Here is a 24736-nt window from a genome sequence, read left to right as displayed (position 1 = left end):
GAGGGGCCACTAAAGTATCCGTTTTGATCAAGGGATTTTTGGCGTCTGCGCTAGGAATATCGGTCATCTGCGAGGTACGAGCGCACCAACCGAACAAGTTCAAGCTGCATCATGGGATCACTGAGGGCGCCTCGTCGCGCCGCGTTGTGGATCACTCCATCGATTGCGTCTGAAATCACACGACCCGAAACATGATCTGCCTCGTTCGTCGCGCGCTTTCGAAACGTGGCGACCGCCTCGGCGTAGTAGGTGAGATATTCACGCTCAAAGTCGCTGTGAGGGGCCCGATATTTTTCGAAGGTGGGGGCTTCGTCCAGTAAGACGCGATGAAGGCCTGGATGGATGCTATGGATCGCGACCACGGCGGCGACGAGTTGCGTGGCGAACTGCTCGGGCGAGATGCCATCTGCCCGCACGCGCCGCATCACCTCCATGCTATCATTGAGATGACGATGCCGGATCGCATCGACCAAGGCGAGCTTGTCAGGAAAGTACTGGTAAAGGGAACCTATGCTGACGCCAGCCACCTCCGCTATCCGGTTCGTGGTGAAACCTGCCCACCCCTCTTCCGCAAGAATGCGAGCACCCGCCTCTACGATCGCCTCAACCGTAACGCGGGAACGGGCCTGCTTTGGCTCCTTGCGCATCACCGATTGCCGTTTTGCAACGCGAGTAGACAAAAACGTGCCTCAGAAGAAAATGTGAAGAACTTACTCACATTCGTAGCGCTCAAAAGGAGCACTGGCAATGAGCACGCTTCTCCACACTCTTTTCCGTTATCATGCATGGGCCAACGTCGATTTGTTCGACACGCTGGAAAAACTGGATCGTGAAAGCTATCGCACGGAATTACAGGCTGCGCTTCGTCTCATCAGCCACTACTATGTGGTTTCAAGGATCTTTGCCGCGCATTTGGAGGCTATTCCGCACACGTTCTCGTCAGACAATCTAGAAGAAATACCGACCCTCAATGAGCTGCGGACCTCAGTGATCCTCTCCGACATGTGGTATGTTGACTACACAAGCAGAGCCACCTACCCGATTCTAGCAGAGAGAGTGGCCTTTACGTTTACCGATGGTGACAAGGGCCATATGAGCCGCGAGGAGATGCTGACTCACGTCGCCCTCCATGCGGGCTATCATCGAGGTGAAGTGGGCCGCCTGCTGTGGCAACTCTCCATAACGCCGCCATGGGATACCTTTGCAGTCTATCTGCACCAAGCCGATCCTCATCGACGCCAACAATCCGTCTGATAAGAGCGGCTTTAAGGCCGGACGCGCAACCGAGAGCGATATCGGTACAGCATCGGCCCATCTCTCGATCACACACTCCGATAGGCTGCGATCACGATATCGACCTGCGCGGGGCTCATCCCGTCCACCTGACTGGACGAGAAGGCAGCAAGGTGGCTGGTGTCGAGGCCGCTCAGGGCACCTGTGCTCAGCCCGGCAATCGCCTTCTTCTTGATGGCGGCGATTTCGGCGGTGGTGAAGCTGTTGAGTTCACCAGCCGAGAGTGTCGCCAATTGCGTGCTGTTGAGAGCGCCGACCTGAGTTTCGGTCAGCGCTGCGATACCAGCCGAACTCAGCGCTTCGAACTGCGCCGTCGTCAGGGAGGCAATCTGGCGTGTGCTCATGCCCGCAAGCGTCGCAGTGGTGAGATTGGCGATCGTTGCGGTGGAAAGCGTCGCGATCTGAGCGGTCGAAAGCGACGCGAACTGGCTCGGCGTCAGCGCTGAAATCTGAGCAGAGGTCAAGGCGTTGACCTGTGCGCTGGAGAGGCCCGCAATCTGCGCTGTCGTCATTGCCTGCAGCAAGGTGGTGGAAAGGCCGGCAATGGTGGCTGTCGGCAAGCCGCCCAACACATTCTTCTTCAGGCTTGCGATCTCCGCCGTGGTAAAGCTGTTGAGTTCTGCCGCAGACAGTGTTGAAAGCTGCGCCGAGGTCAGTCCAGCGACCTGTGCTGCGCTAAGAAGCGCAATATCCGCGCTGTCGAGCGACCCGAACTGCGCTGTGGTGAGCGCCGAAATCTGGCGTGTGGTCAGCGCCGAAAGCGTCGCGTCGCTCAAACCCGCGATCACCGCGGTCGACAGGTTGGCGACCTGCTGCGGCTTCAGCGCGGAGATCTGTGTGGCAGTGAGCGCCGCAAGCTGGGAGGAGGTCAGCGCCTGGAACTGCGAGGAGGTCAAGGCAGAAATCTGCGCCGTCGTCATTGACGCGATCAGAGTGGTGGAGAGTCCAGCAATCGCCGCCGTGGACAGCCCTGTCAAAGCACCCTTTTTCAGCGCGGCGATCTCTGCCGTGGTGAAGCGGTTGAGTTCCGCAGAGGACAGCGTGGCGAGTTGCGCGGAGGTCAGGCCGGCGACCTGATTTTCGTTCAAGAGCGCGATGTCGTCGGAACTCAAGACGTCGAATTGCGCAGCGGTCAGCGAAGAGATTTGGCGCGTGGTGAGCGCCGACAGGGTCGCGTCATTCAGAGCAGCGATCGCGTCCGTGGTGAGGCTGGCGATCTGGTCCGGCTTCAGCGCGGCGATCTGCCCGCTCGAAAGCGTGGCAAGCTGGGCTGCCGTCAGGGCTCTCAACTGCGCAGAATTCAGGCCGGCGATCTGCGCCGTCGTGATTGCCGAGACAAGGCTGGTGGAAAGACCGGCAATCGCGGCGGTGCTGATGCCCGCCACGACGTTCTTCTTGATCGCTGCGATCTCATCGGCTGAGAAGCTGTTGAGCTCGGCGGCCGTCAGCGTTGCCGCCTGTGCGGCTGTCAATCCGCTCACCTGCTGGCTGCCAAGGGCTGCAAGGCCGGCACTGCTGAGAGCATCAAATTGGGTGGCGGAGAGTGCCGACATCTGACGGTTTGTCAGGCCGGCAACCTGCCCGGAACTGAGGCTATGGAGGACGTCAGTCGAAAGCCCGGCGATCTGCTTCGGCGTCAATGCACCCATCTGCGCCGGCGTCAGCGCTGCGAGCTGCGCACTCGTCAAGGCGCTCATCTGCGTTGAACTGAATGCGGCAAGCTGGGCAGGCGTCAGCGCAGCAAACTTCGTCGTCGACAACCCGGCGATGACGGCGCTCGACAGTCCGCCAATATTGGCTTTCTTTATGGCGGCCAGTTCATCGGTGGTGAAACTATTGATCTCGGCAGACGAGAGCGTCGCGAGTTGCGCGCTGCTCAAGGCACCCACCTGGGCCGAGTTCAACGCTTCGATGAGCGCGCTCGATAGATTATCGATCTGGCTACTGTAGAGCGATGCAACCTGCGCGGTCGTCAGCCCGGATACCTGCGTCGTGCCGATGGCCATCAATTGCGACAGGGTCAGACCGATGATCGACTTTGGCGCGATGGCACCGACATCGGCAGAGGAAAGCGACGAAATCACGGAGGTGTTGAGCGCGCCGATCTGTGTGCTGCTCAGCGCCTTGATCTGCGCCGAACTCAGCGCATCGACATCGGCACTCGTCAACCCCGCAATCACGGAGGTGGAGAGCATGGCGATCTGGCGTGTGGCGAGCAGGGAAATCGTGGTCATGGCGCGTATACCGTCGAGTGGCATGCCCATGTGACGACGAACCAGCCTCAGCGCGCTTCGGCCCGTGGCAGAAGGAAAGAGCGTTGAGGCGAGATTCAAAACGGCCTTACGGCGCGTCTTTTATCGACACAGGAACACGGAATTCATCAGGGACATGGTTCGTCAGAACCGGCGCATTGAAAGAGCTTCATGCGTGCAGCGTCTCTCAAGACCACTGCCTTTGCGCGACCTAAAACAAATGACGTGCGGCGATACACGCATAACTTTCGCCGCGACAAACAAAGCAATGAAAAAAGCGTTAACAGCGCCATCAGCGCCCGTCAAGGTGATGGCGTGGCTGACGAAAGCTCCGCGCACGCTTCGGCAAGAACAGAGATGGTCTCAATCGCCTGAGACGCCCCCTCCGTGGACGACTCTCAACAGCATCGGCCCGAATGGCGGACCCGATTTTCGCAAAGCACGGTGCGTCGATTCAAAATGGGAAAGCGTCCTTTGTGCGTCCAAGAGGACGCCCGGCGCTTTGGTGAGACACAGCGTGGTCGCCTGAAGAGCAACTCTGGAAAAATGCCACACCTCAGGATGCCTGAAAAAACAAACGACCCGAAAATCGATGTCGATTTCCGGGCCGTTCATTTCTCTTATGCTCTGCAGAAGCTGATTAAGGCATTCTGACCGGTGAGCTGAAGCGGCTGGAGTCGATCGCCTTGGCGCCCTGGCGGAAGCTCGCATTCGAGGCCGACATATCGTGGCTCAGCATGCGGTTGCTGACGCGTGGTGCCTTCACCGCACGAACAGTCGCACCCTTGTTCTGGCTGAGCGCCCAATCGGAAATCGCTTCCTGCGTCAGGCGTCCACCGCTGACCATGGCCTGCTGCGATACGACGGCATCCTGCTTGCTCGGGCGACCACCCTTGGTCGGCAGGCCGGCATTGAGACCGCTATTGTTGGCAGCCGCTGGCTTTGGATCGAACTCGTCACCAAAGCTCTTTGCCTTCGGCGTCACCATCGGATCAAGCTTGGCGACCTGGCGCGGCGCCTCAACCGGGGTCGGTGCAGCATAGGCAGCAGCCGATGACGGGAATGGTGCAGCCGTCGGCATGGCAGCCGCCGTCACGGCAGAGCGTGCATCCTGCCCGCTTTGTTCCAGAGCGGCAATGACCGTCGGAGACAGAGAGGCCTGGCTGTCGGCTACGTCATCCTGGCCTTCCGTATCGGCATTGGCAGAGGCGATCAGTGCTTCTGCAACAGCCGGACGATTGGCCGGAACCGGCACATGGGCGACCAGCGCATCGGCCGGTGCGTTTTCAGAGTCGAGTGACGCCGTCATGACCGAACCCTGAGCATCGCCACGCATGCCGCGCGGTCCAAGCAGGGTCGGAACCGGAACCGAGACCTCGGCCAGATCGGCGAACTTCTGTTCAGCCGGTGCGGCGGTTGGAGTTGGCGTGGTCGCAGCCTGGAGCGCATCCTGAGCGGCATTGCGACCTGGCGAATAAAGCGCCGTCGCAAGGCCAGTCGAAGCTTCTTCGCCGCGGAAGGCCGGGCGTGCGGTCGGCAGCGGTGCATTTACGGCACTCGGCACGGGCGCCGCAGATGCCACAGCGACCGGGGCTTCTTCTGCCTCTTCTGCTACAGGAGCAGGGGCTGGCGAACGACCGGCCGGTGCGGGTGTTGCGATTTCTTCGGAATCTTCATCCTCGTCGCCACCGCCAAAGAGGGCTGCAAGAAGGGTCTTGCGCTTGCCGCCGGAAGAGGATGTCGCAGGTCCGGAGCCAGCGGTGCTCGCCACTTGGATCGACGAGGAGCTGACACGCTTCTTGTAGTCGGCCAGAGCCTGATCGTAACCCGGCAGCGGCTTGCCATCGGCAGGCAGGTGAATGGTGTTGCCGTTCGGGAAGATGCGAACGAGTTCCTGGCGGCTCATGCGTGGCCATGCACGGACATTGCCGACGTCCATATGGACGAAGGGCGAACCGGAGGTCGGGTAGAAGCCGACGCCACCGATCTGCATCTGCATGCCGATCTCACGCAAGCGGGCGAGCTTCACGCCGGGAATGAAAAAGTCCATCGCCTTGCCGAGCGTGTGCTGGCTGTGCTTGGCAACACCCTTGGTGCGCGAACGCAGCATGCCGTTGGTCTCGGGCGAGCGGAAAGCGGAAACGACGTTGATATAGTCCGTGGCGCCGGAGCGGCGATACACTTCCCAGACCAGATCGAAAAGGCGCGGATCCATCTTGGTGGGCTGGTTGCGACGCCAGTCGCGCAGGAAGCGATTGAGCTCCTGCAGGCCCTTCTGATCGTACTTGCCGTTTCTCTTGAATGTGATGACGGCTTTTTCTTTGGTGTGGATATAATAGAGCTTCAAACTGCGTGTCTCGGCGGCGGCTTCCGTCGCTGAAACGCTGAAGATGGGCATTGCGGCTAACATCAGGCACGCAACGGTGACAACGCGTGCCGACAGCTTCGTGCATATATCTTTGATCAAGCCGCGCGCAGACTTGCCCGCATGCGCGTTATTCCGATTCAGATATGGCAATTCGATCCCCGCCTGGCAGACAATTTGTCACATTGTCCCACTTGAACCTCAATTACGGTGACACGATGGCAAATTTGCCACACACATACAACCTTCCTCTATATAGTGAACAGACAACTAACAAGAGGTTTATGAAGGGTAAGCGAATATCCTTGCTCAGGGGTTAACAAAAATGCCAACGCCTAATTTAGGCTTCAACCCTCATCGTCATGCCGCGTCATGCATCGGATTGTCGGGATCAATGCCATAATCCTTCAACTTACGGTAGAGTGTCGAGCGCCCGATGTCCAGTTTTCGCGCCACTTGGCTCATCTGTCCGCGGTAGAATCGCAGGGCAAACCGGATCAGCTCTTCTTCGATTTCGGCAATGGTGCGCACATTGCCGGTCTCATCGGTACTGGCGATTAGACTGCCGCTGGGAAAAACGCCATCATTCTCCACGTCTGCCTCCTCGGTTGCAGTCCCATGCGTACCCGGTGCTTCAGATGCCTTGACCTCCACCAGCGAAGGCGCGGTTCCCGCCACGGATCGATCCGCGGCGTGTGCGCCTGTCTCTCGCGCATCGCCCTCGAAGCCTGGAACCTGCGCGGCGATCTGGACGAAATCGCTTGGTGCCAGCTCACGGCCCTGCGCCAGCACGGCTGCACGGAAGACGGCATTTTCCAGCTGGCGGATGTTGCCCGGCCAGTCATAGGCGGTCAGCAGCGCAAGTGCTGCGGCACTGACGCCGACCGACTGCGGCAATTTCTGCTCAAGCGAGAACCGCTCGGCAAAGGTGCGCGCCAGGAAGGGAATGTCTTCCTTGCGGCGGCGCAGTGCCGGAATGGTGATGGGGAAGACATTGAGGCGGTAATAGAGGTCTTCGCGGAAGCGGCCTTCCTTCACCTCTTCGATCAGATTCTTCGCCGTGGCGGAAATCAGCCGCACATTCACCTTGCGGCGCCTGGACGATCCGGCGGCTTCGATCTCTCCGCTTTGCGCTGCCCGCAGAAGCTTCACCTGCACCTCAAGCGGCAGGTCACCAAGCTCATCGATAAACAGCGTGCCGCCATCGGCCTCCAGGAACTTGGCCTGCTGGCGTTCCCCAGCCTCACCTTCATCCATCGTTGAGCCGCCAAATAGCGCGTTCTCGATCAGTTCAGGCGCAATCGCGCTGCAGTTCAAAATCACGAATGGCTTCGTCGCCCGCTCGCTGCCCGCATGGATGGCGCGTGCAATCATCTCCTTGCCGACCCCCGCCTCGCCTTCCAGCACCACGGGAATGGTGGAGTGGCTGGCGCGTTTTGCCAGATCCACCACGCGTGTCATCGCAGGACTGGCCGAAACGATATCGGCAAGCCCAACCGGCTGATGGCGCGCGCGCCGCAGGGAGCGCCCCTTTGGATCATCGGATTTCAGCGCACCGGCAATCGCCGTGCCAAGACGTTCGGGCGAAACTGGCTTGACGACGAAGTCGAAGGCGCCCGCCCGCATGGCTTCCACAACCGCGTCGATGCCGCCCTGCCCGGTCTGGACGACAACGGGAACGTCCATGCCGAGATCGTGAACCGCCTGAATGAAGGAAAGACCGTCCAGCCCGCGCATCGCCAGATCGATGACGATGACACCGATCTCGGGCCCACGTGTTTTCAAGATCCCAAGGCCCGCCTTGCCGCTCTCGGCCAGCAGGCACGCATGTCCATTCTGCTCCACGGCCTGTTTCAGCACACGGCGCTGGACGGGATCATCTTCGACAATGAGAACGTGAACGGTCATTTCGAGCTCCGGTTTCCGGTTTATGAACCTGCCTCATGCAGGCTCTTTGGCTCGACTTTGCCACGCAAGACTTCAACATCGGGTTGTAAGAATTGCTTGCATTTTAAGCATTGCCACAGGAAACAAAGGCACCCATATGCTTCGATGCGAAGACAAAAAGGACGCGTTTCATGACCTTGACGACATCGACCCCCATGCCCGCCTTCTCTCCCGCCGAAAGCGCAAGCGCTGCCCTTGGCGACCTGCCGGTCTGGAAGCTCTCCGATCTTTACCCCTCGGTCGATTCTGCCGAATACAAGGGCGACCTGAAAAAGGCTGAGAGCGATGCCAAGGCATTCGAGACGAAATGGAAGGGCAAGCTTGAAGCTGCCGCCAGCCGTTCCGGCGATGAGGGCATCGGTGCGGCCCTGAAGGAATATGAAGCGCTGGACGACATTCTCGGCCGCATCGGTTCCTTTGCGGGCCTCACCTACTTTTCCGATACGTCGAACCCGGCCAATGGAAAGCTCTACGGCGATGCCCAGGCCAAGCTCACCGATATTGCCTCGCACCTTCTGTTCTTCCCGCTGGAACTCAACCGCATCGATGATGCGCTGATCGATGCCGCATTCGACAAGGATGCGCTTGCGGCGCACTACAAGCCTTGGCTGGTGGACCTGCGCAAGGATAAGCCGCATCAGCTGGATGACAGCCTGGAGCAGCTGTTCCTGGAGAAATCCATGACGAGTGCAGCCGCCTTCAACCGCCTCTTTGACGAAACGATGACCGACCTTCGCTTCGAGATCGATGGCGAAAGCCTGGCTCTGGAGCCGACGCTCAACATGCTGCAGGAGCCGGACCCGGAAACGCGCCGCAAGGCGGCGGCCGCACTCAGCGCCACCTTCAAGGACAACTTGCGCGTCTTCACGCTGATCACCAACACGCTCGCCAAGGACAAGGAAATCTCCGACCGCTGGCGCAAGTTCGAAGACATTGCCGATAGCCGCCATCTGGCAAACCGCGTTGAGCGCGAGGTGGTCGATGCGCTTGCGGCTGCCGTGCGCGAGGCCTATCCGCGCCTGTCACATCGCTATTACAAGATGAAGGCCAACTGGCTTGGCATGGAGCAGATGAACTACTGGGATCGCAACGCGCCGCTTCCAGATACGTCCAACGCCATCATCCCCTGGGGTGACGCGAAGGATATGGTGCTCTCTGCCTATGGTGCCTTTGCCCCGGAAATGGCCGATATCGCCCGCCGCTTCTTCGATGAGGAATGGATCGATGCACCCGCCCGTCCCGGCAAGGCGCCGGGCGCCTTTGCCCATCCGACCGTGCCCTCCGCCCATCCATATGTTCTGGTCAATTATCTCGGCAAGCCGCGCGACGTGATGACGCTTGCCCATGAGCTCGGCCACGGCGTGCACCAGGTTCTGGCCGGTGAGCAGGGCGCGCTGATGTGCGCCACGCCGCTGACCCTTGCCGAGACGGCCTCGGTCTTCGGCGAGATGCTGACCTTCCGCAAGCTTCTGGAAGCCACCACCGATTCGCGTGAGCGCAAGGCCATGCTGGCGCGCAAGGTGGAAGACATGATCAACACCGTCGTTCGACAGATCGCCTTCTACGAATTCGAGCGCAAGGTGCACACCGCCCGCAAGGAGGGTGAACTAACCGCCGAACAGATCGGTGAATTGTGGCTATCGGTGCAGGAAGAAAGTCTCGGGCCGGCGATCCGCATTTCGGAAGGTTACGAGACGTGGTGGACCTATATCCCGCACTTCATCCACTCGCCCTTCTATGTCTATGCCTACGCCTTTGGCGACTGCCTGGTGAACTCGCTCTATGCCGTCTATCAGAATGCCGACGAGGGCTTCCAGGCGAAGTATTTCGAGCTTCTGAAGGCCGGCGGCACCAAGCACCATTCGGAGCTTCTGAAACCCTTCGGCCTTGATGCGACCGACCCCTCCTTCTGGAGCAAGGGCCTGTCGATGATTGAAGGCCTGATCGACGAGTTGGAAGCCCTCGACGCGCCGTCAAAATGAGACCGTGACAACAAAAATCGGCGACGCTCCCATTTCGGACAAGCTTCGCCGGTTTTTATATCCCGTCGGAACAGATGCAGAAGACGGACCAGGAGCATGAAGCGCAAGCCCGCTGACCTTACCTTGAGGGAAACATTGCGATGGGAGCCGCAAAGCGGCTTCCAGCGCCTGGAACAGCATCTGCGCCGCCTGCTGCGGTCTGCCGATGCACTGGGTTTTCGCCCGCCGAAAGATCCGGCCTCGGCACTCAAGACAACCGTGAACGGCGACGGCCCCATGAAGGTCGCTCTGGTGATGAACTACAAGGGCGAGCTGGAGATTGCCGCAGAGCCCTTTCAGCCGATTGCGCCGGACGCCGTCTGGCGGCTGAAGATCGCCGAAAAGACCCGGCTCGATTCCAGCGACACATTCTACCGGCACAAATCCTCGCGGCGCGAACCCTATGATGCCGCGCGTGCTGAGTTTTCATCCAAGGAGGCTGACGAGGTCCTGCTTCTTAACGAGCGCGGCGAAATCTGCGAAGGCTCTGCCACCAGCCTTTTCGTCGAAGGCCCGGACGGCCAGTTGCTGACCCCACCGCTCGATAGCGGCATTCTGCCCGGCGTCCTTCGCGCCGATCTTATCCGCGACCGCAAGGCGCGCGGACAGGCGCTGAAGCCCGAAGATCTGCAAGGCAGGAAGATTTTTGTCGGCAATTCACTGCACGGGCTGGTGCCGGCCGAACTGGTTTGATCCGGTTTCAGTTGACGATCCATTCCAGCCGGGCGCGGCCATTCTGCTTGGCGAGATAGAGCGCCCGATCGGCCCGGTGATAGAGTTCGTTGCTGCCCTCACCCGCCTTGTAGAGCGCAATGCCGGCCGAACAGCTATAGGAGAATTCGGGATGGTCTGCGAAGGGCCGTGACTCTGCCGCTTTTTCCAGAATGCGTCCGACGATCGAGGCGCATTCCTCCAGCCCCGTCCGTGGCATCACGAGCATGAACTCTTCGCCGCCGACACGGCCGAAATAATCCGGCCGGCGAATGGTCGAATGGGCAAGCTTGACGAAGTCGCGCAGCACCGCGTCGCCACCTTGATGACCGAAGCGGTCGTTGACCCCCTTGAACAGATCGATATCGATGATGGAAACGCCGAACGGGGGCTCGATGTCCTTGTCGACATTTTCGGCGTGAGCTGCCAGGCGAGCGAAAACGAAACGTCGATTGGAGGTTCCGGTCAGTTCATCGGTCTGCGCGGCGCGCAGCGCAAGGTCGCGATCCTGCCGCAGGCTACGCTGGTTCTGGCGAAGTGCGGTGATGTCGGTGCCGACGCACAGCATCCAGCCATCCGTTTCCACCGTCTCCGTCATCCAGATCCAGCGCCCGTCATGCATGTCGAGTTCGAGCCCGCGAAAGGCCTGCTTGCCGCGCCGCGATTGAGCGGAGAGAAGCCAGGCCTCGAAATCCCTCGTATTGATGATCAGGCCCTGACGGTTCTGATAGTTCAAACGGATGATCTCGGCCCAGGTGGGAAAGCTGTCTTCGGAGAGATGGAAGGCTTCGCGAAAGGCCCGGTTGGCATAGCGAACACGGTCTTCCGTATCGTAGAGCGCGATAAGAACAGGCGTAACGTCTTGCAACGCCGCCACGCGCTCCAGAAGACCGCCGATGTAAGAGTGCTCATCATGACGGAACATTCGTCACCTGAAATCCGGCCAGCGCCCCTCATGGCCGCTTATTTAGCAGACAATTATATCGGCTCGTGTCAAAATTGCGATTGCGAGAAAGGATGCATCATTCTCGATAGTAAAGAGAGAATGAAGACGTGCTTCATATTCGCGTCATGTGGTTGTACTTTATTGATACGAATGGATAATCTGGTTTTAGACCATAGTTTACGAAGGGAATTGAAATGACGGAAGCTGCATACCCGATCTACGGGGAGATCAACGGCCCCATCATCATGATCGGTTTCGGCTCTATCGGCCGTGGCACGCTTCCGCTGATCGAAAGGCACTTTACCTTCGACCGGACGAAACTCGTGGTCATCGATCCGCGCGAGGACATCGCCGATGATCTGGCCGAGAAAGGCATTCGCCACATCCGCACCCATCTGACCAAGGATAATTACAAGGACGTGATGACGCCGCTGGTCGAAGGCGGCAAGGGCGGGTTCTGCGTCAACCTGTCGGTGGATGCGTCCTCCGTCGATCTGATGAAGCTCTGCCGCAAGCATGACGTGCTCTATATCGACACCGTCGTTGAGCCATGGCCGGGCTTTTACTTCGACGACAAGGCCGACAATTCCGCCCGCACCAATTACCGGCTGCGCCAGACCATGCTGAAAGCCAAGGAAAAACATCCCGGCGGCACGACCGCCATTTCCACCTGCGGCGCCAATCCCGGCATGGTCTCCTGGTTCGTCAAGCAGGCGCTTGTCAATCTGGCAAGTGATATGGGCGTAAAGATCGAGGAGCCGAAAACCGGCGACCGCGAGGGCTGGGCAAAGCTGATGCAGACCCTTGGCGTCAAGGGCGTGCATGTGGCCGAGCGCGACACGCAGCGCGCCCGCGAACCCAAACCCTTCGGCACCTTCTGGAACACCTGGTCGGTGGAAGGCTTCATCGCCGAAGGCTTGCAGCCCGCCGAGCTTGGTTGGGGCAGCCACGAAACGTGGAAGCCGAAAAACGCCAGGAAGCACAAGAAGGGATCGAAGGCCGCCATCTATCTGGAGCAGCCCGGTGCTGATACCCGCGTGCGCACATGGTGCCCAACGCATGGCGCGCAATATGGCCTGCTCGTCACCCACAACGAGGCGATCTCGATTGCCGACTATTTCACCGTGCGCGACGAGGATGACAAGGTCGCCTTCCGCCCCACCTGCCACTATGCCTACCACCCCTGCAACGACGCGGTTCTGTCTCTCTATGAGATGTTCGGCAATGGCGGACAGGCGCAAGCCGTGCAGCATGTGTTGACGGAGGACGAACTGGTCGATGGCGCCGATGAACTCGGCGTGCTCCTCTACGGCCATGAGAAGAACGCCTACTGGTATGGCTCGCGCCTGACGCTCGAACAGGCACGCAAGCTTGCCCCCAACCAGAATGCCACCGGTCTGCAGGTCAGTTCCGCGGTTCTGGCCGGCATGGTCTGGGCGCTGGAAAATCCGGACGTCGGCATCGTCGAGGCTGACGAGATGGATTATCGCCGCTGCCTCGAAATCCAGAAGCCCTATCTCGGCCCGGTGGAAGGCCATTACACCGACTGGACGCCGCTGGACGGTCGTCCCGGCTTCTTCCCGGACGATATCGACAAGGACGACCCCTGGCAGTTCCGCAACATTCTGGTGCGCTGAGCCCTGATGGAAAGGAAGGCGCTCAGGCGAAACCTGAGCGCGTCCCACTGCGCATTGATGCAGTTTTGCCACGCTTGCGGTTTTGTCGTGCGATGCCGGAACCGGTGTGTATCGCCTGTCGTTCGCTTGCAATAAACCGGAACTCGCGCCATGGTCATTAACCATTGGCTGAAGAATCGCAGGAGAAAAGAATAATGTATTTCAAGACAAGTGTTGCCTTGCTGTTGGCTGCAGTTGCCGTTTCTTCCTGTGCTCCAGCCTCAAGCCCCATGCGGCCCATGCCGTCGATTTCGCAGCGCCCCGCAGTGGATGGCCGCTGGATCGACCGTAACGGCATCGTCTCCACGTTCCAGAACGGATCCTTCTCCACCCGTTCCTCCGACACCAACACGCTTCTGGCATCCGGAACCTACGTGGCGATCTCCCCCACCCTTTACGAGATCAACATGACCTCGCTGGTGCGCAACACCCAGTCGCGCGTCAATTGCGCCCTGATTTCTCCCGGTCAGTTGAACTGCACGACGGACACCAACAGCCAGTTCACTCTGACCCGCCAGGGCTGAGCCGAAAGGCCCCACCCCAATAAAGAGCGATCTCTTATTCAACGCGCGCGTGTAGCGCGCGTTTTTTATTGTCTCTCCACCACAAGAATTCTACTTGCGGCAGATGCTTCAAGATGGAAACATGCCTTCGAATGGCTGTCACAGTCTTGCATTAGCTGTGAATGTGGACGGTCTGAAACGAAAAGCACGACATCAACAGGAGAGAGACTGATGAACAGGATTTTGAGATTTAGCCTGATGACCGCGTCCGTGGTCGCGCTTTCGGCGGGTGCAGCACTTGCCGATTATCAACTCAACATCCTGCATATCAACGATCTTCATTCCCGCATCGAGCCGATCAACAAATATGATTCCACCTGCTCGGCTGCCGAGACGGAGAAGAAAGAATGCTTTGGCGGCATCGCCCGGGTGAAGGGTGCGATCGATGCGCGTCGCGCCGAGCTTGGACCGAACGCCAATATTCTGGTTCTCGATGCCGGCGATCAGTTTCAGGGCTCGCTCTTCTATACGCAGTACAAGAGCGGACCGGTCGCCGAATTCATGAACGGCATCGGCTTCGACGCCATGGCAATCGGCAACCATGAATTCGATGACGGCCCGGCAGAACTTCTGAAGTTCATCAACGCCGCCAAGTTCCCGATCATTTCCGGCAACACCAAGATTGCCGACGGCTCGGAACTGAAGGACAAGTTCAAGGGCTATGTCGTCAAGGACATGGGCGGCCAGAAGGTCGGCGTGGTGTCCGTTCTCGCCACCGATACGGGCGAAACCTCCTCTCCGGGCGACAAGGTCTCCTTCGAGGATGAGGTCGCCTATCTCAAGGGCGCGGTGAAGGAACTGCAGGATCAGGGCGTCAACAAGATCGTGCTGCTCTCGCATGTCGGCTATGTACGCGACCAGGAAATCGCGAGAGAAGTGGATGGCATCGACGTGATCGTCGGCGGCCACAGCCACACGCTGCTCTCCAGCACTGACCCGAAGGCCGCCGGCCCTTATCCCACCATGGTCAAGAACCCATCGGGCGTCGATGTTCCGGTCGTCACCGCTTATGCCTATTCCAAATATCTCGGCGATCTCGCCGTCACCTTCGACGATAACGGCGTGGTAAAATCCGTCAGCGGCGCACCGAAGTTGCTCGACGCAGCCGTTGCCCAGGATGATGCCTACAACAAGCGCGTGGCAGAACTTGCCGCACCGCTGGAAGAGATGAAGAAGAAGGAAATTGGCGTCAGCGAAGCCCCGATCGACGGCTCGCGTGAGGTCTGCCGCGCCAAGGAATGCTCCATGGGCAACCTCGTTGCCGACGCGCTGCTTGACCGCGTGAAGGATCAGGGCATCACCATCGCCATCCAGAACGGTGGCGGTCTTCGCGCCTCCATCGATGCCGGCCCGGTCACCATGGGTGAAGTTCTGACGGTTCTGCCGTTCCAGAACTCCATCGCCACCTTCCAGATCAAGGGCGCCGACCTTCAGGCCGCGCTCGAAAATGGCGCAAGCCAGATCGAAGAAGGTGCGGGTCGCTTCGTCCAGGCGTCGGGCCTGAAATACACCTTCGACCGCTCCAAGCCTGCCGGAAGCCGCATTGTCTCCGTCGAAGTCAAGGAAGGCGACAACTTCGTCAAGCTCGACCCGGAAAAGACCTATGGCGTCGTGACCAACAACTATACCCGCACCGGCGGCGACGGCTTCAAGACCTTCGCCACCAACGCGATCAACCCCTATGACTTCGGACCGAGCCTGGAAGATGCGGTCGCCGCCTATATCGGCGCGCACAGCCCTTACAAGCCCTACACCGATGGCCGTATCGTAGACGCAACGCCTGCCGGTTACGTCGCCCCGCCAAAGCAGCCCGCCGCACCGGCACCGGCAGCACCCGCTCCGGCCACCACGGCTCAGGCTCCTGCTGCTCCTGCAACCCCGGCTCCCGCCACGCCAGCACCGGCAACGCCGGCACCGGCCACACCAGCGCCGTCTACCGCCGCACCTGCCGCTCCTTCCACAACAACGCCATCCGCACCGGCAGCCGCCACCGCGGCAGCAAAATACGTCGTCACCAAGGGCGACTCGCTGTGGAAGATCGCCGAGGAAAAATACGGCAAGGGCATCGACTGGAAGAAGATCGCCGAAGCCAACGAGCTGCGTCGTCCCAACCACATTGAGGTGGGCGAAGAGCTGACCATCCCGGCCAACTGATCTTTGGTTGATTGATGACAAGAGCCGGTTCGCATTGCGGGCCGGCTTTTGGTTTTCCACTCGTCCCCGGGCCGAGGGTGGACATGATCACCCGCAAGCCATTGAAAAGATGGATCCTCGGGTCGAGCCCGAGGATGACGGTCGAGAGGTTTTCGTCGTCCGAGATTCACAATGGACCATCCGCCGATCTTAGGACCTTTAACCGGATTGCCTGTTTCGCCGATCTTGCCAAGCGGGATACTACCCCTCCTGCGCGTCATCCTCGGGCTTGACCCGAGGATCTATCTCCTCACGGGCTTACGAGTGCCCGCGAGGAACAACGCCAAAGTCGCGGCCCTAGCAACGGGGCGTCAACCGCTCAATCGTCCCGCATCGCGCTGATATGCCACGCGCCCGTTCTCAGAAATCAATTCAGATCGAGGGAATGATAGTCTAAAGGTTGATCCACGTTGCGCGCGCGGACGTAGTCTTCCGCGATTCATGAGAGTTCAGGACAAGTTAATGGCCGCAGACATCACCACTTTCCCCGCAAGCCACCTGCCCAAGGACCATCCGAAGGTTTCCTTCGGCAAGGTCGGCGTTCTTCTCGTCAATCTCGGCACGCCCGATGGCACGGATTACAAATCCATGCGCCGCTACCTCGCGGAGTTCTTGAGCGACAAGCGCGTGATCGAATGGTCCCGTCTCTTCTGGTATCCGATCCTCTACGGCATCGTGCTGAACAAGCGCCCGCAAAAGGTCGGCAAGGCCTATGAGGAAATCTGGAACCACGAGAAGAACGAAAGCTACCTGCGCACCTATACCCGCAACCAGTCCGAGCTGATGGCAAAGGCGCTGACCGACCTGCCGAATGTGGTGGTCGATTGGGGCATGCGTTATGGCCAGCCCTCGATCGCCTCCAAGATCGATGCACTGAAGGCCGAGGGGTGCGAGAAGATCCTGCTCTTCCCGCTCTACCCGCAATATGCCGCCGCGACCACGGCCACCGTCAACGACAAGGCCTTCGAGCATCTGATGAAGATGCGCTGGCAGCCGGCACTTCGCACCGTGCCGCCCTATCACGACGACGAAACCTATATCGATGCGCTCGCCAGCTCGGTAAAGACCCATCTGGCAACGCTGGATTGGGAGCCGGAAAAGCTGATCGCGTCCTTCCACGGCATTCCGCAATCCTACTTCAGGAAGGGCGATCCCTATCACTGCCAGTGCATGAAGACCGGTCGCCTGCTGCGCGAAAAGCTGGGGCTGGACAAGGACCGCTTCCTCATCACCTTCCAGTCTCGCTTCGGACCGGAAGAGTGGTTGCAGCCCTATACCGACAAGACGGTGGAGAGGCTCGCAAGCGAAGGCGTCAAGCGCATTGCCGTGATGAACCCCGGCTTCGTTTCCGATTGTCTTGAGACTTTGGAAGAAATTGCCGGCGAAGCGGGCGAGAGCTTCCTCCACCATGGCGGCGAGAAGTTCACCCATATTCCTTGCCTCAACGACAGTGCGGATGGTATGCGGGTTCTCGAAAAAGTTGTGCGCAAGGAGTTGCAGGGCTGGGTCTGATCCCACCCGCTCTTTCGCCCGGTGATTGAACAGGAGAGCAGGAATGGACTTGAGCGGTTTCGATATTTTTGTCATTGCGGCGGTTGTTCTTGTCATCCTGACGCTGGTTGCCGGTATCAAGACCGTGCCGCAGGGATACCGCTATACGGTGGAGCGCTTCGGTCGCTACACCCGCACGCTGGAGCCCGGCCTCAACATCATCACCCCCTTCATCGAGCGGATCGGCGCACGCATGAATGTGATGGAGCAGGTGCTGGATATTCCGACCCAGGAAGTCATCACCAAGGACAATGCCAGCGTGTCGTCCGATGCGGTGGCCTTCTATCAGGTGCTGAACGCCGCCCAGGCCGCCTACCAGATCGCCAATCTGGAATTCGCCATCCAGAACCTGACCATGACCAATATTCGTTCCGTCATGGGCTCGATGGATCTCGACGAGCTTCTGTCCAACCGCGATGCGATCAATGACCGCCTGCTACGCGTCGTCGATGAAGCCGTCGGCCCCTGGGGAATCAAGGTCACGCGCATCGAAATCAAGGATATTGCGCCGCCGAAGGATCTGGTCACCTCCATGGCCCGCCAGATGAAGGCCGAGCGTGAGAAGCGCGCCCAGGTTCTGGAGGCCGAAGGTTCGCGTAACGCGCAGATCCTGCGTGCCGAAGGTGCCAAGCAATCGGCCATTCTGGAAGCCGAAGGCCAGCGCGAAGCCGCCTTCCGCGATGCCGAGGCGCGTGAACGTCTGGCAGAAGCCGAAGCCAATGCGACCCGCATGGTTTCGGAAGCGATTGCCGCCGGCGATATCCACGCCATCAACTACTTCATCGCCCAGAAATACACCGAGGCGCTGGCCGATATCGGCAAGGCGACCAATTCCAAGATCGTGCTGATGCCGATGGAAGCCTCCTCGCTGATCGGCTCGCTCGGCGGCATCGGCGCCATTGCCCGTGAGGTCTTCGGCAGGGACAATGACGGCACGACACCGCCGCCTGCTCCACGCGCCACGACAAGCCGTTCCTCCGTTCCGCCATCCAATCGCCCCAGCGGCCAGACGATCAACGTGACCGTGCCCAACCCTTTCGCCGGCCCGACGGACAAGTGACATGATCCAGAAACTCGTCGCCGATCTCGGTCCCTGGAGCTGGTGGCTGCTGGCGGCCATCCTGCTGGTAGCGGAACTGGCGGCCCCCGGCGTGTTCCTGATCTGGATTGGCGCGGCTGCCCTGGTGGTTGGCGCGCTGTCTCTGGCGCTGTGGGACATGGGCTTCTGGGGCTGGCAGATCCAGCTCCTGCTCTTTGCAGCACTTTCCGTCGTCTTCGCTATTGCCGGTCGCCGCTACTATGACCGCAGGCATGCGACAACCGACGAACCCTTCCTCAACCAGCGCGAGGCAAGCCTCATCGGCCGCACGGCCACCCTTCAGGAGCCGATCACCGAAGGCCGCGGCCGCATTCGTCTGGATGACACTTGGTGGCCCGTGCAAGGCACCGACCAGCCCGCCGGCACACGCGTGCGCATCGCCTCGGCCCATGGCCGCACCCTGACGGTGGAGAGGGCTGAGGGCTGACTCCGTTCAAGGCGTTAAGCCACCAGGGCGTTCTCGTGTCGACTGGAAACGCTCTCGGGCGATGACATGAGGCTGATGTTGGCCGATTTGTCGCCTTCGGCTGGCTCTATGCGCTGCAGACCTGCTCATCGCGGTCACGACGCAATTTGGCGATCGCCAATTTTCGAAAACGCGCGAAGGCTTCCAGATCATCGTTGAGCTTGACGCGGATGATCGCACCCTCATAAGCGTCGATCAGCTCAACAGCAGCCATTTGCGGATCGATACCCGCCCTCAACTCTCCAGCCTTCTCCGCCTCCTGGAGGACGCTTGCGATGCTGTTTTCCCAGGAACGGTAAGCCTCAGCGAGCTTCGCGCGCAGCATGGCACTTCGGCCTGAAATGGTCTGTCCCAAGACGCCAAGCAGACAACCGCCTGCTGGATGCTCCTCCTGGATCGTCCCTTCAAGCACCGCAAGATAGGCATCAAGACGTTCCAGAAAACTCAGCCTCTCATCGGCAAAGATGTCTTTGCGCCGCCCATCCCAAATCTCGGCGTAATGCTCGATGATCGCGCCGACGAAATCGTCCTTGCTTTTGAAGAAGTGATAGAAGGAGCCCTTGGGAACATCCACACTGGCAAGGATCGGCCCGATACCCACCCCCTCATAGCCATGCGCCATCAGGCGTTTCAGCCCTTCGCAAATAAGCTTGTGTCGTGTCGCATTCTCTCGTGCCATAACTAGACGACCGGTCTACTATCTGATTCACATTGAGGCATTAAGGGGTTTGTAGGTGGCCGATGTCAAATGAAACCATCATACCCAACACCCCTCGCGAAGGTCCTGCTGCACCTCAATGTCTGCATGCGCGCGAGGAAACCGCCGCGCCGTCAGGGGTGACGACCACCCGCGAGAAAACCGCACTCGGCATCATCCTGGTCTGCGGCTCCTACATGATGTACTCAATGCATTATGCCACTATGGCGTGGATGGGAGACCTGTTCGGCGTATGGCAGCTCATCTTCATCCGCAGCTTCGCGATGGTGCTTGGTGCCCTCGTGATAAAGCCTGCCGCGTGCCGGGAGGTCATCAAGAGCCCCTATAAGTGGGCGACGGCGCTGAGGGCACTGTTTCAAATCGCCTGCACCTTTTGTTTCTTCGCGGCGGCCAAGCTTATGCCGCTTGGACAGGTCACGACGCTTTACGCCACAGCCCCGCTGATCATCGTCGTCCTCTCCATACCGATCCTCGGCGAAAAGGTGGGAAGGGCAAGCTGGGCAGCGGTCGTCATGGGGATGATCGGCACGGTGATCGCCGCCAATCCAGCCGGTTCCCTCAACCTCGCGCCAACGCTCCTTGCTTTTGCTTCCGGCCTGTTCTGGGCCCTTACGGTTGTCTACACCCGCAAGGCTGCGACGAGGGAGAGCACGCAGGCGCAGTTGCTGACGACGGGTCTCGTCTTTTGTCTGGTCAGCGGCCTGCTGATGGACTGGACCATGCCAGCCAGCTGGTTCGAAATCGGCATGTGCGCGATCCTGGGGATAGAGATCGTGCTCGCGCAGCTGCTGTTCCTGGAAGGCTATCGTCTTGCGCCGGCGTCTCTGCTGGCGCCGTTGGAATATCAGAGCCTCATCTGGGTCAGCATTCTGGGCTTTCTGATATTTGGAGACGTGCCCACCCTCCAAACCGTGATGGGGGCAACGCTGATTGTCTCGGCGGGTCTCCTGCTCACCCTTTACGGCAACAGACGCAAGCCTGCGATGGCATGGATCAGGCCACGCCGATCCGAAGCAGATCGTGGAAGTGAACGAGGCCGATCGGCCGCTTGTCGGCGTCGATGACGATCAGCGAGCCGATATGGTGCTTCTCGAGCGTGGCGAGTGCCGCCGTTGCCAGAACCTCTTTCGTCACGGTCTTCGGCGTCCGGGTCATGATGTCGTCCACCGTCAGTTCCGCCAGATTGCGCGTCAGGTTGCGCGCCATGTCGCCCTCGGTGACGATGCCGCAAAGGCGGCCATCTTCATCGAGAACCGCCACGCAGCCGAAATGCTTCTGCGCCAGAACCCGGATCGCCTCGGCCATCGGGGTGCCCTGCGCCACCAGCGGCACGCGATCGCCGGTGTGCATGATGTCGCCGACGAGCGTCAGGCTGGCACCGAGCTTTCCGCCGGGATGAAACACGCGGAAATCGCCAGCGGTAAATTTGCGTGCTTCCAGAAGCGCAATCGCCAGCGCATCGCCAAGCGCCAGCTGCATCAAGGTGGATGTGGTCGGCGCCAGCCTGTGCGGGCAGGCTTCTTCCTCATCCGGCATCAGAAGGACGATATCGGAGGCTTTCGCCAATGATCCACCCTTGGCGCAGGTCAGTGCAATCAGCGGAATGGCAAAGCGGCGGGTGTAATTGATGATGCTGCGAAGCTCGGCACTTTCGCCGCCCTTGGAGATCGCCAGCACCACATCATTGCCGCCGATCATGCCAAGATCGCCATGATTGGCTTCCGCCGCATGCACGAAGAAGGCAGGCGTGCCGGTGGAGGCGAAGGTGGCCGCAAGCTTGGCACCGATATGGCCGCTTTTGCCAACACCGGTGATGATCAGCCGCCCGGTGATGTTGCCGATCACATCTACGGCTTCGGCAAAGGCGTCGCCAAGCTCTCCAGAAAGCGCAGTCTCCAGCGCCGCCAGCCCGTTCCGCTCAATCGAAACGGTTCTCAGCGCAGACTCGATGGCGTTGTTTTCGGTCAGGGCAGCAGATCTCGTGGTCATGGCGCGACTGTTACTATTTTCGCCTTTGCCTGTCTATTGGCGAAATCCGCTCCTACCCCTGATGGTGAGCCGAAAGAGGGCGCATAATCAACCAGATATTAACCATGCGATTTTACCTTTGGGTAACCAAGATACCGAACCGGGTGAAACGCATGACCTCTCACAGCACCGCGCTACGTCAAACGACGTTGCGCAGAGCAGCCGCCGCTCTGCCGGCCTGCCTGTCGCTGTGCGCGTCTCTCTCGCTCGCCTTGCCCCTGCCGGCGCAAGCGCAGACGCTCGGGCAGAATAGAGGTCAGAACACGGGCCAGAATACCGGACAGAATACGGATCGGAACACGCCGGTGCAGCCTGCCGGGCTGCAAAGCGCCGACCCTTATGCCAACGATCCGGCCTCCGGCCAGAACCCGACGCCTGCCGCGACCGTCGTTCCAACTCCACGGCCAACCACCGGCACAACGACCACGAACGGCACGCGCACAAGCGTCGATCCTGGCAGCGCCGTGGCGGAGCCTGTCGATGAAGCGATTGAGCCGGTTGATCGGCGGGAAAACACCTATGAGACGACGCTCGATGGCGGCGAAAAGGTTGCGATCGATGATGGCACCGCGCCCGGCATCCGTATCGGCACGCTGACGCTGCGTCCGTCCATCAGCCAGACGATCAACCATGAGAACAAGACATTTGCCACGGGATCGACCAACCGCAATTATCTGGCGACCGGTATCCGCGGCACCTTGACGAGCGACTGGTCCCGCCATGCGCTCACCGTCACCGGCGAAGGGATCTATGAGCGCAATCTCGGCGGCAGCAGCGCGGGCGAAAGCCCGAGCGCCAATGTGCAGGCCGAACTGCGCCTCGATCTGGCCGACCAGACCACAGCCAGGCTGAAAGCCGGCTACACCTTCAGCCGCGAGGACACCACCGATCCGAACGCCATTACCGGTGCGGCGGTGCAGGGTGGCGAGCACCTCTTCACCACCGGCGCGTCGGTCGAGCACAATGTCGCCCTCGTCAAGACGCTCGCCGCACTCGATCTGTCGCGCACCGTCTACACCGACGCCAAGGGGCTCAACGGCCAGCCGATCAGCCTGTCCGACCGCGATCGCGCAGGTGCCGCCATCCGCGGCCGTGTCGGCTATGAAGTGTCGCCCGCCCTCATTCCCTTCCTGGAAGCGACAGGGGCGCTCAGCTCCTACGACCAGAAGACCGACAGAACCGGCTACCAGCGCTCCTCCGTCTCCTATGGCGCGAAGGTCGGAACGCAGATCGATCTTGGCGAGAAGTGGCGCGGCGAAGTCGCCGTCGGTCTTCTGCGGCGCGACTATGACGATAGCCGCCTGGCATCCGTCAACGCGCTGACCACCGATGGCACCCTCACCTGGTCGCCAATGCGCGGAACGGACGTCAACTTCGGCCTGAAGACGGACATTGAAGACTTTGCCGGCGGCCCGGAGGGCGGCTGGGTGACGCGTCAGTTGACCATCGGCCTGATTCAGCAATTGCGCTATGATCTCGTGGCACGGCTGACGACCGGACTGGAGCGGCGCAACTTCCAGACCTCCAGCATCAGGGACGAAACGAAATATACGCTTGGCGCCGGTCTGACCTGGAATATCAACCGCTACCTCGATTTCACCACCGACGTCAGCTACGACACCACGCCCGTGACCAACAACCACAATTGGCGCATCGGTGCCGGTCTGACGCTCAAGCGATAGGACGTTGGTGTTGTCAGGGTCATCCTTCAGCTTGACCCACTGCTGTCCGGTTTAATGAGCGATAGCTCTCGTTTGCACCCTCATTCCTGTGCTTGTCACAGGAATCCAGCCGACGCGCGTCTGCGCGGCGAGAAAGGTCTTTTCAGACCAAAGACTTGGTTTGACTGAACGAGCCCCACCGCCTCGCCCGACAAGTTTGGGCCTGTGCCACAAAAACAAATCCCGGCACGAGGCCGGGATCGACGTTTTTCAGAACCGATGCCTCCCCCGCCACGTGAGACCAAGTCCGACATGGCAGGGCGAGAGTTATCCGGTCATCAGCCCATCTTGGCGATGATGTCCTTCAGCGGGCCTTCGATCAGCGGACGGATGTCCTCGCGCTGCAGGGCGAAAGCGAGGTTTGCCAGAATGAAGCCATCCTTGGCGCCGGTGTCGTAGGTCTCGCCGCGGAACGGATAGGCGGTGAAGTCCTGCTGCTTCAAAAGCTTCAGCATGCTGTCGGTCAGCTGGATCTCATTGCCGGCACCGCGCTCCTGCGTTTCCAGAAGCGTGAAGATTTCCGGCTGAAGGATGTAGCGGCCATTGATGAAGTAATTCGATGGCTGCGTGCCCTTGGCAGGCTTTTCCACCATGTCGGTGATGCGGAAACCGTTGCCGATCTCTTCGCCAGGCGCGACGATGCCGTAACGATGGGCGAGTTCCGGTGCGCATTCTTCGACCGCCAGAACGTTGCCGCCGCTCTGATCGTAGAGTTCAACCATGCCCTTGAGGCAGGACTTGTTGTCGCCGGTCATGATCATGTCGGGCAGAAGAACAGCAAAAGGCTCGTCGCCGACGATGTCACGGGCGCACCAGACCGCATGGCCAAGACCGAGCGGAACCTGCTGGCGGGTGAAGCTGGCCGTGCCGGCCTTGGGCAGAATGTTCGTCAGCAGCGTCAGTTCGGCGTTCTTGTTGCGCTCGCGCAGCATCTGCTCCAGTTCGAACTGGATATCGAAATAGTCTTCGATCACACCCTTGCCGCGTCCCGTCACGAATACGAAATGCTCGATACCAGCCTCAGCCGCTTCGTCCACCACATATTGGATGACCGGCTTGTCAACGACGGTGAGCATTTCCTTCGGAACAGCTTTGGTTGCCGGCAGGAAACGAGTGCCAAGGCCAGCCACCGGAAAGACCGCTTTCCGAATTTTCTTTTTTTCTACCACACATCCCTCCTCAGAGA

General features: G+C 59.9%; 19 protein-coding genes. 11 read left to right on the top strand and 8 right to left on the bottom strand.

Annotation, left to right across the window (positions count from 1 at the left end):
* Positions 1-50: 50 nt before the first annotated feature.
* Positions 51-647, bottom strand: coding sequence for a TetR/AcrR family transcriptional regulator (locus ACTJKV_RS05495; RefSeq protein WP_116491987.1), 597 nt, complete (start codon positions 645-647; stop codon positions 51-53).
* A 100-nt stretch (positions 648-747) separates the two neighbouring features.
* Here ACTJKV_RS05495 and ACTJKV_RS05490 point away from each other — a divergent pair, with 100 nt between their 5' ends.
* The gene (locus ACTJKV_RS05490) at positions 748-1254 is read left to right on the top strand and encodes a DinB family protein (RefSeq protein ID WP_440598521.1); all 507 of its coding nucleotides are present in this window, start codon (positions 748-750) and stop codon (positions 1252-1254) included.
* Between the two features lie 68 nt (positions 1255-1322).
* On the opposite strand, the gene ACTJKV_RS05485 is transcribed toward ACTJKV_RS05490, so the two are convergent.
* The 3 genes from ACTJKV_RS05485 to ACTJKV_RS05475 all read right to left on the bottom strand — a co-directional run bounded on the left by ACTJKV_RS05485 (position 1323) and on the right by ACTJKV_RS05475 (position 7818).
* A complete protein-coding gene (locus tag ACTJKV_RS05485) occupies positions 1323-3527 on the bottom strand; it encodes a hypothetical protein (protein WP_440598520.1) in 2205 nt (734 codons plus the stop codon).
* A gap of 658 nt (positions 3528-4185) precedes the next feature.
* The gene (locus ACTJKV_RS05480) at positions 4186-6063 is read right to left on the bottom strand and encodes a DUF882 domain-containing protein (RefSeq protein WP_062427903.1); all 1878 of its coding nucleotides are present in this window, start codon (positions 6061-6063) and stop codon (positions 4186-4188) included.
* 207 nt (positions 6064-6270) lie between these two features.
* Positions 6271-7818, bottom strand: a complete 1548-nt coding sequence (locus ACTJKV_RS05475) for a sigma-54-dependent transcriptional regulator (RefSeq protein WP_440598519.1) — start codon at positions 7816-7818, stop codon at positions 6271-6273.
* A 170-nt stretch (positions 7819-7988) separates the two neighbouring features.
* Between ACTJKV_RS05475 and ACTJKV_RS05470 the strand changes: the two genes are divergently transcribed.
* Positions 7989-9839 (top strand): M3 family oligoendopeptidase, encoded by a 1851-nt coding sequence (locus ACTJKV_RS05470; RefSeq protein WP_113266697.1) that lies wholly within the window; start codon positions 7989-7991, stop codon positions 9837-9839.
* Between the two features lie 96 nt (positions 9840-9935).
* On the top strand, positions 9936-10571 hold the full coding sequence (locus tag ACTJKV_RS05465; protein WP_113266696.1) for an aminotransferase class IV: 636 nt from the start codon (positions 9936-9938) through the stop codon (positions 10569-10571).
* A gap of 7 nt (positions 10572-10578) precedes the next feature.
* Here ACTJKV_RS05465 and ACTJKV_RS05460 read toward each other — a convergent pair whose 3' ends face one another.
* Positions 10579-11487: a sensor domain-containing diguanylate cyclase gene (locus tag ACTJKV_RS05460; protein ID WP_111849683.1), complete on the bottom strand. Its 909-nt coding sequence runs from the start codon at positions 11485-11487 to the stop codon at positions 10579-10581.
* Between the two features lie 242 nt (positions 11488-11729).
* On the opposite strand from ACTJKV_RS05460, the gene ACTJKV_RS05455 reads away from it, so the two are divergent.
* The 6 genes from ACTJKV_RS05455 (at position 11730) to ACTJKV_RS05430 (ending at position 19044) form a co-directional block, all read left to right on the top strand.
* The gene (locus ACTJKV_RS05455; RefSeq protein ID WP_333631144.1) at positions 11730-13172 is read left to right on the top strand and encodes a homospermidine synthase; all 1443 of its coding nucleotides are present in this window, start codon (positions 11730-11732) and stop codon (positions 13170-13172) included.
* Positions 13173-13366: 194 nt separating this feature from the next.
* The gene (gene omp10, locus ACTJKV_RS05450) at positions 13367-13735 is read left to right on the top strand and encodes an outer membrane lipoprotein Omp10 (protein ID WP_062439721.1); all 369 of its coding nucleotides are present in this window, start codon (positions 13367-13369) and stop codon (positions 13733-13735) included.
* Positions 13736-13945: 210 nt separating this feature from the next.
* On the top strand, positions 13946-15928 hold the full coding sequence (locus ACTJKV_RS05445; protein WP_274103116.1) for a 5'-nucleotidase C-terminal domain-containing protein: 1983 nt from the start codon (positions 13946-13948) through the stop codon (positions 15926-15928).
* A gap of 501 nt (positions 15929-16429) precedes the next feature.
* Entirely contained in the window at positions 16430-17479 is a 1050-nt protein-coding gene (gene hemH, locus ACTJKV_RS05440) for a ferrochelatase (protein ID WP_274103115.1), read from the top strand.
* A gap of 43 nt (positions 17480-17522) precedes the next feature.
* Complete coding sequence (locus ACTJKV_RS05435) at positions 17523-18578, top strand: SPFH domain-containing protein (RefSeq protein WP_112953627.1); 1056 nt, start codon at positions 17523-17525, stop codon at positions 18576-18578.
* 1 nt (position 18579) lies between these two features.
* Entirely contained in the window at positions 18580-19044 is a 465-nt protein-coding gene (locus tag ACTJKV_RS05430) for an NfeD family protein (protein WP_274103113.1), read from the top strand.
* Between the two features lie 106 nt (positions 19045-19150).
* Here the strand turns inward: ACTJKV_RS05430 and ACTJKV_RS05425 are convergent, their stop codons facing one another.
* On the bottom strand, positions 19151-19762 hold the full coding sequence (locus ACTJKV_RS05425) for a TetR family transcriptional regulator C-terminal domain-containing protein (RefSeq protein ID WP_274103112.1): 612 nt from the start codon (positions 19760-19762) through the stop codon (positions 19151-19153).
* 62 nt (positions 19763-19824) lie between these two features.
* Here ACTJKV_RS05425 and ACTJKV_RS05420 point away from each other — a divergent pair, with 62 nt between their 5' ends.
* Complete coding sequence (locus tag ACTJKV_RS05420) at positions 19825-20865, top strand: DMT family transporter (RefSeq protein ID WP_274103110.1); 1041 nt, start codon at positions 19825-19827, stop codon at positions 20863-20865.
* On the opposite strand, the gene ACTJKV_RS05415 is transcribed toward ACTJKV_RS05420, so the two are convergent.
* Complete coding sequence (locus ACTJKV_RS05415) at positions 20795-21790, bottom strand: KpsF/GutQ family sugar-phosphate isomerase (RefSeq protein WP_274103109.1); 996 nt, start codon at positions 21788-21790, stop codon at positions 20795-20797. The genes ACTJKV_RS05420 and ACTJKV_RS05415 overlap by 71 nt on opposite strands.
* Before the next feature lie 152 nt (positions 21791-21942).
* Between ACTJKV_RS05415 and ACTJKV_RS05410 the strand changes: the two genes are divergently transcribed.
* The gene (locus ACTJKV_RS05410) at positions 21943-23511 is read left to right on the top strand and encodes a surface lipoprotein assembly modifier (RefSeq protein ID WP_274103108.1); all 1569 of its coding nucleotides are present in this window, start codon (positions 21943-21945) and stop codon (positions 23509-23511) included.
* Between the two features lie 317 nt (positions 23512-23828).
* Here the strand turns inward: ACTJKV_RS05410 and galU are convergent, their stop codons facing one another.
* On the bottom strand, positions 23829-24719 hold the full coding sequence (galU, locus tag ACTJKV_RS05405; protein WP_062427889.1) for a UTP--glucose-1-phosphate uridylyltransferase GalU: 891 nt from the start codon (positions 24717-24719) through the stop codon (positions 23829-23831).
* Between the last annotated feature and the right edge of the window lie 17 nt (positions 24720-24736).

Origin of the sequence: Agrobacterium sp. 22117, assembly GCF_052045735.1 — a bacterium.
Lineage (GTDB): Bacteria > Pseudomonadota > Alphaproteobacteria > Rhizobiales > Rhizobiaceae > Agrobacterium > Agrobacterium cavarae.
Note: the sequence above shows the minus strand (reverse complement) of the source record. Positions and strands in the feature narration are given on the sequence as shown.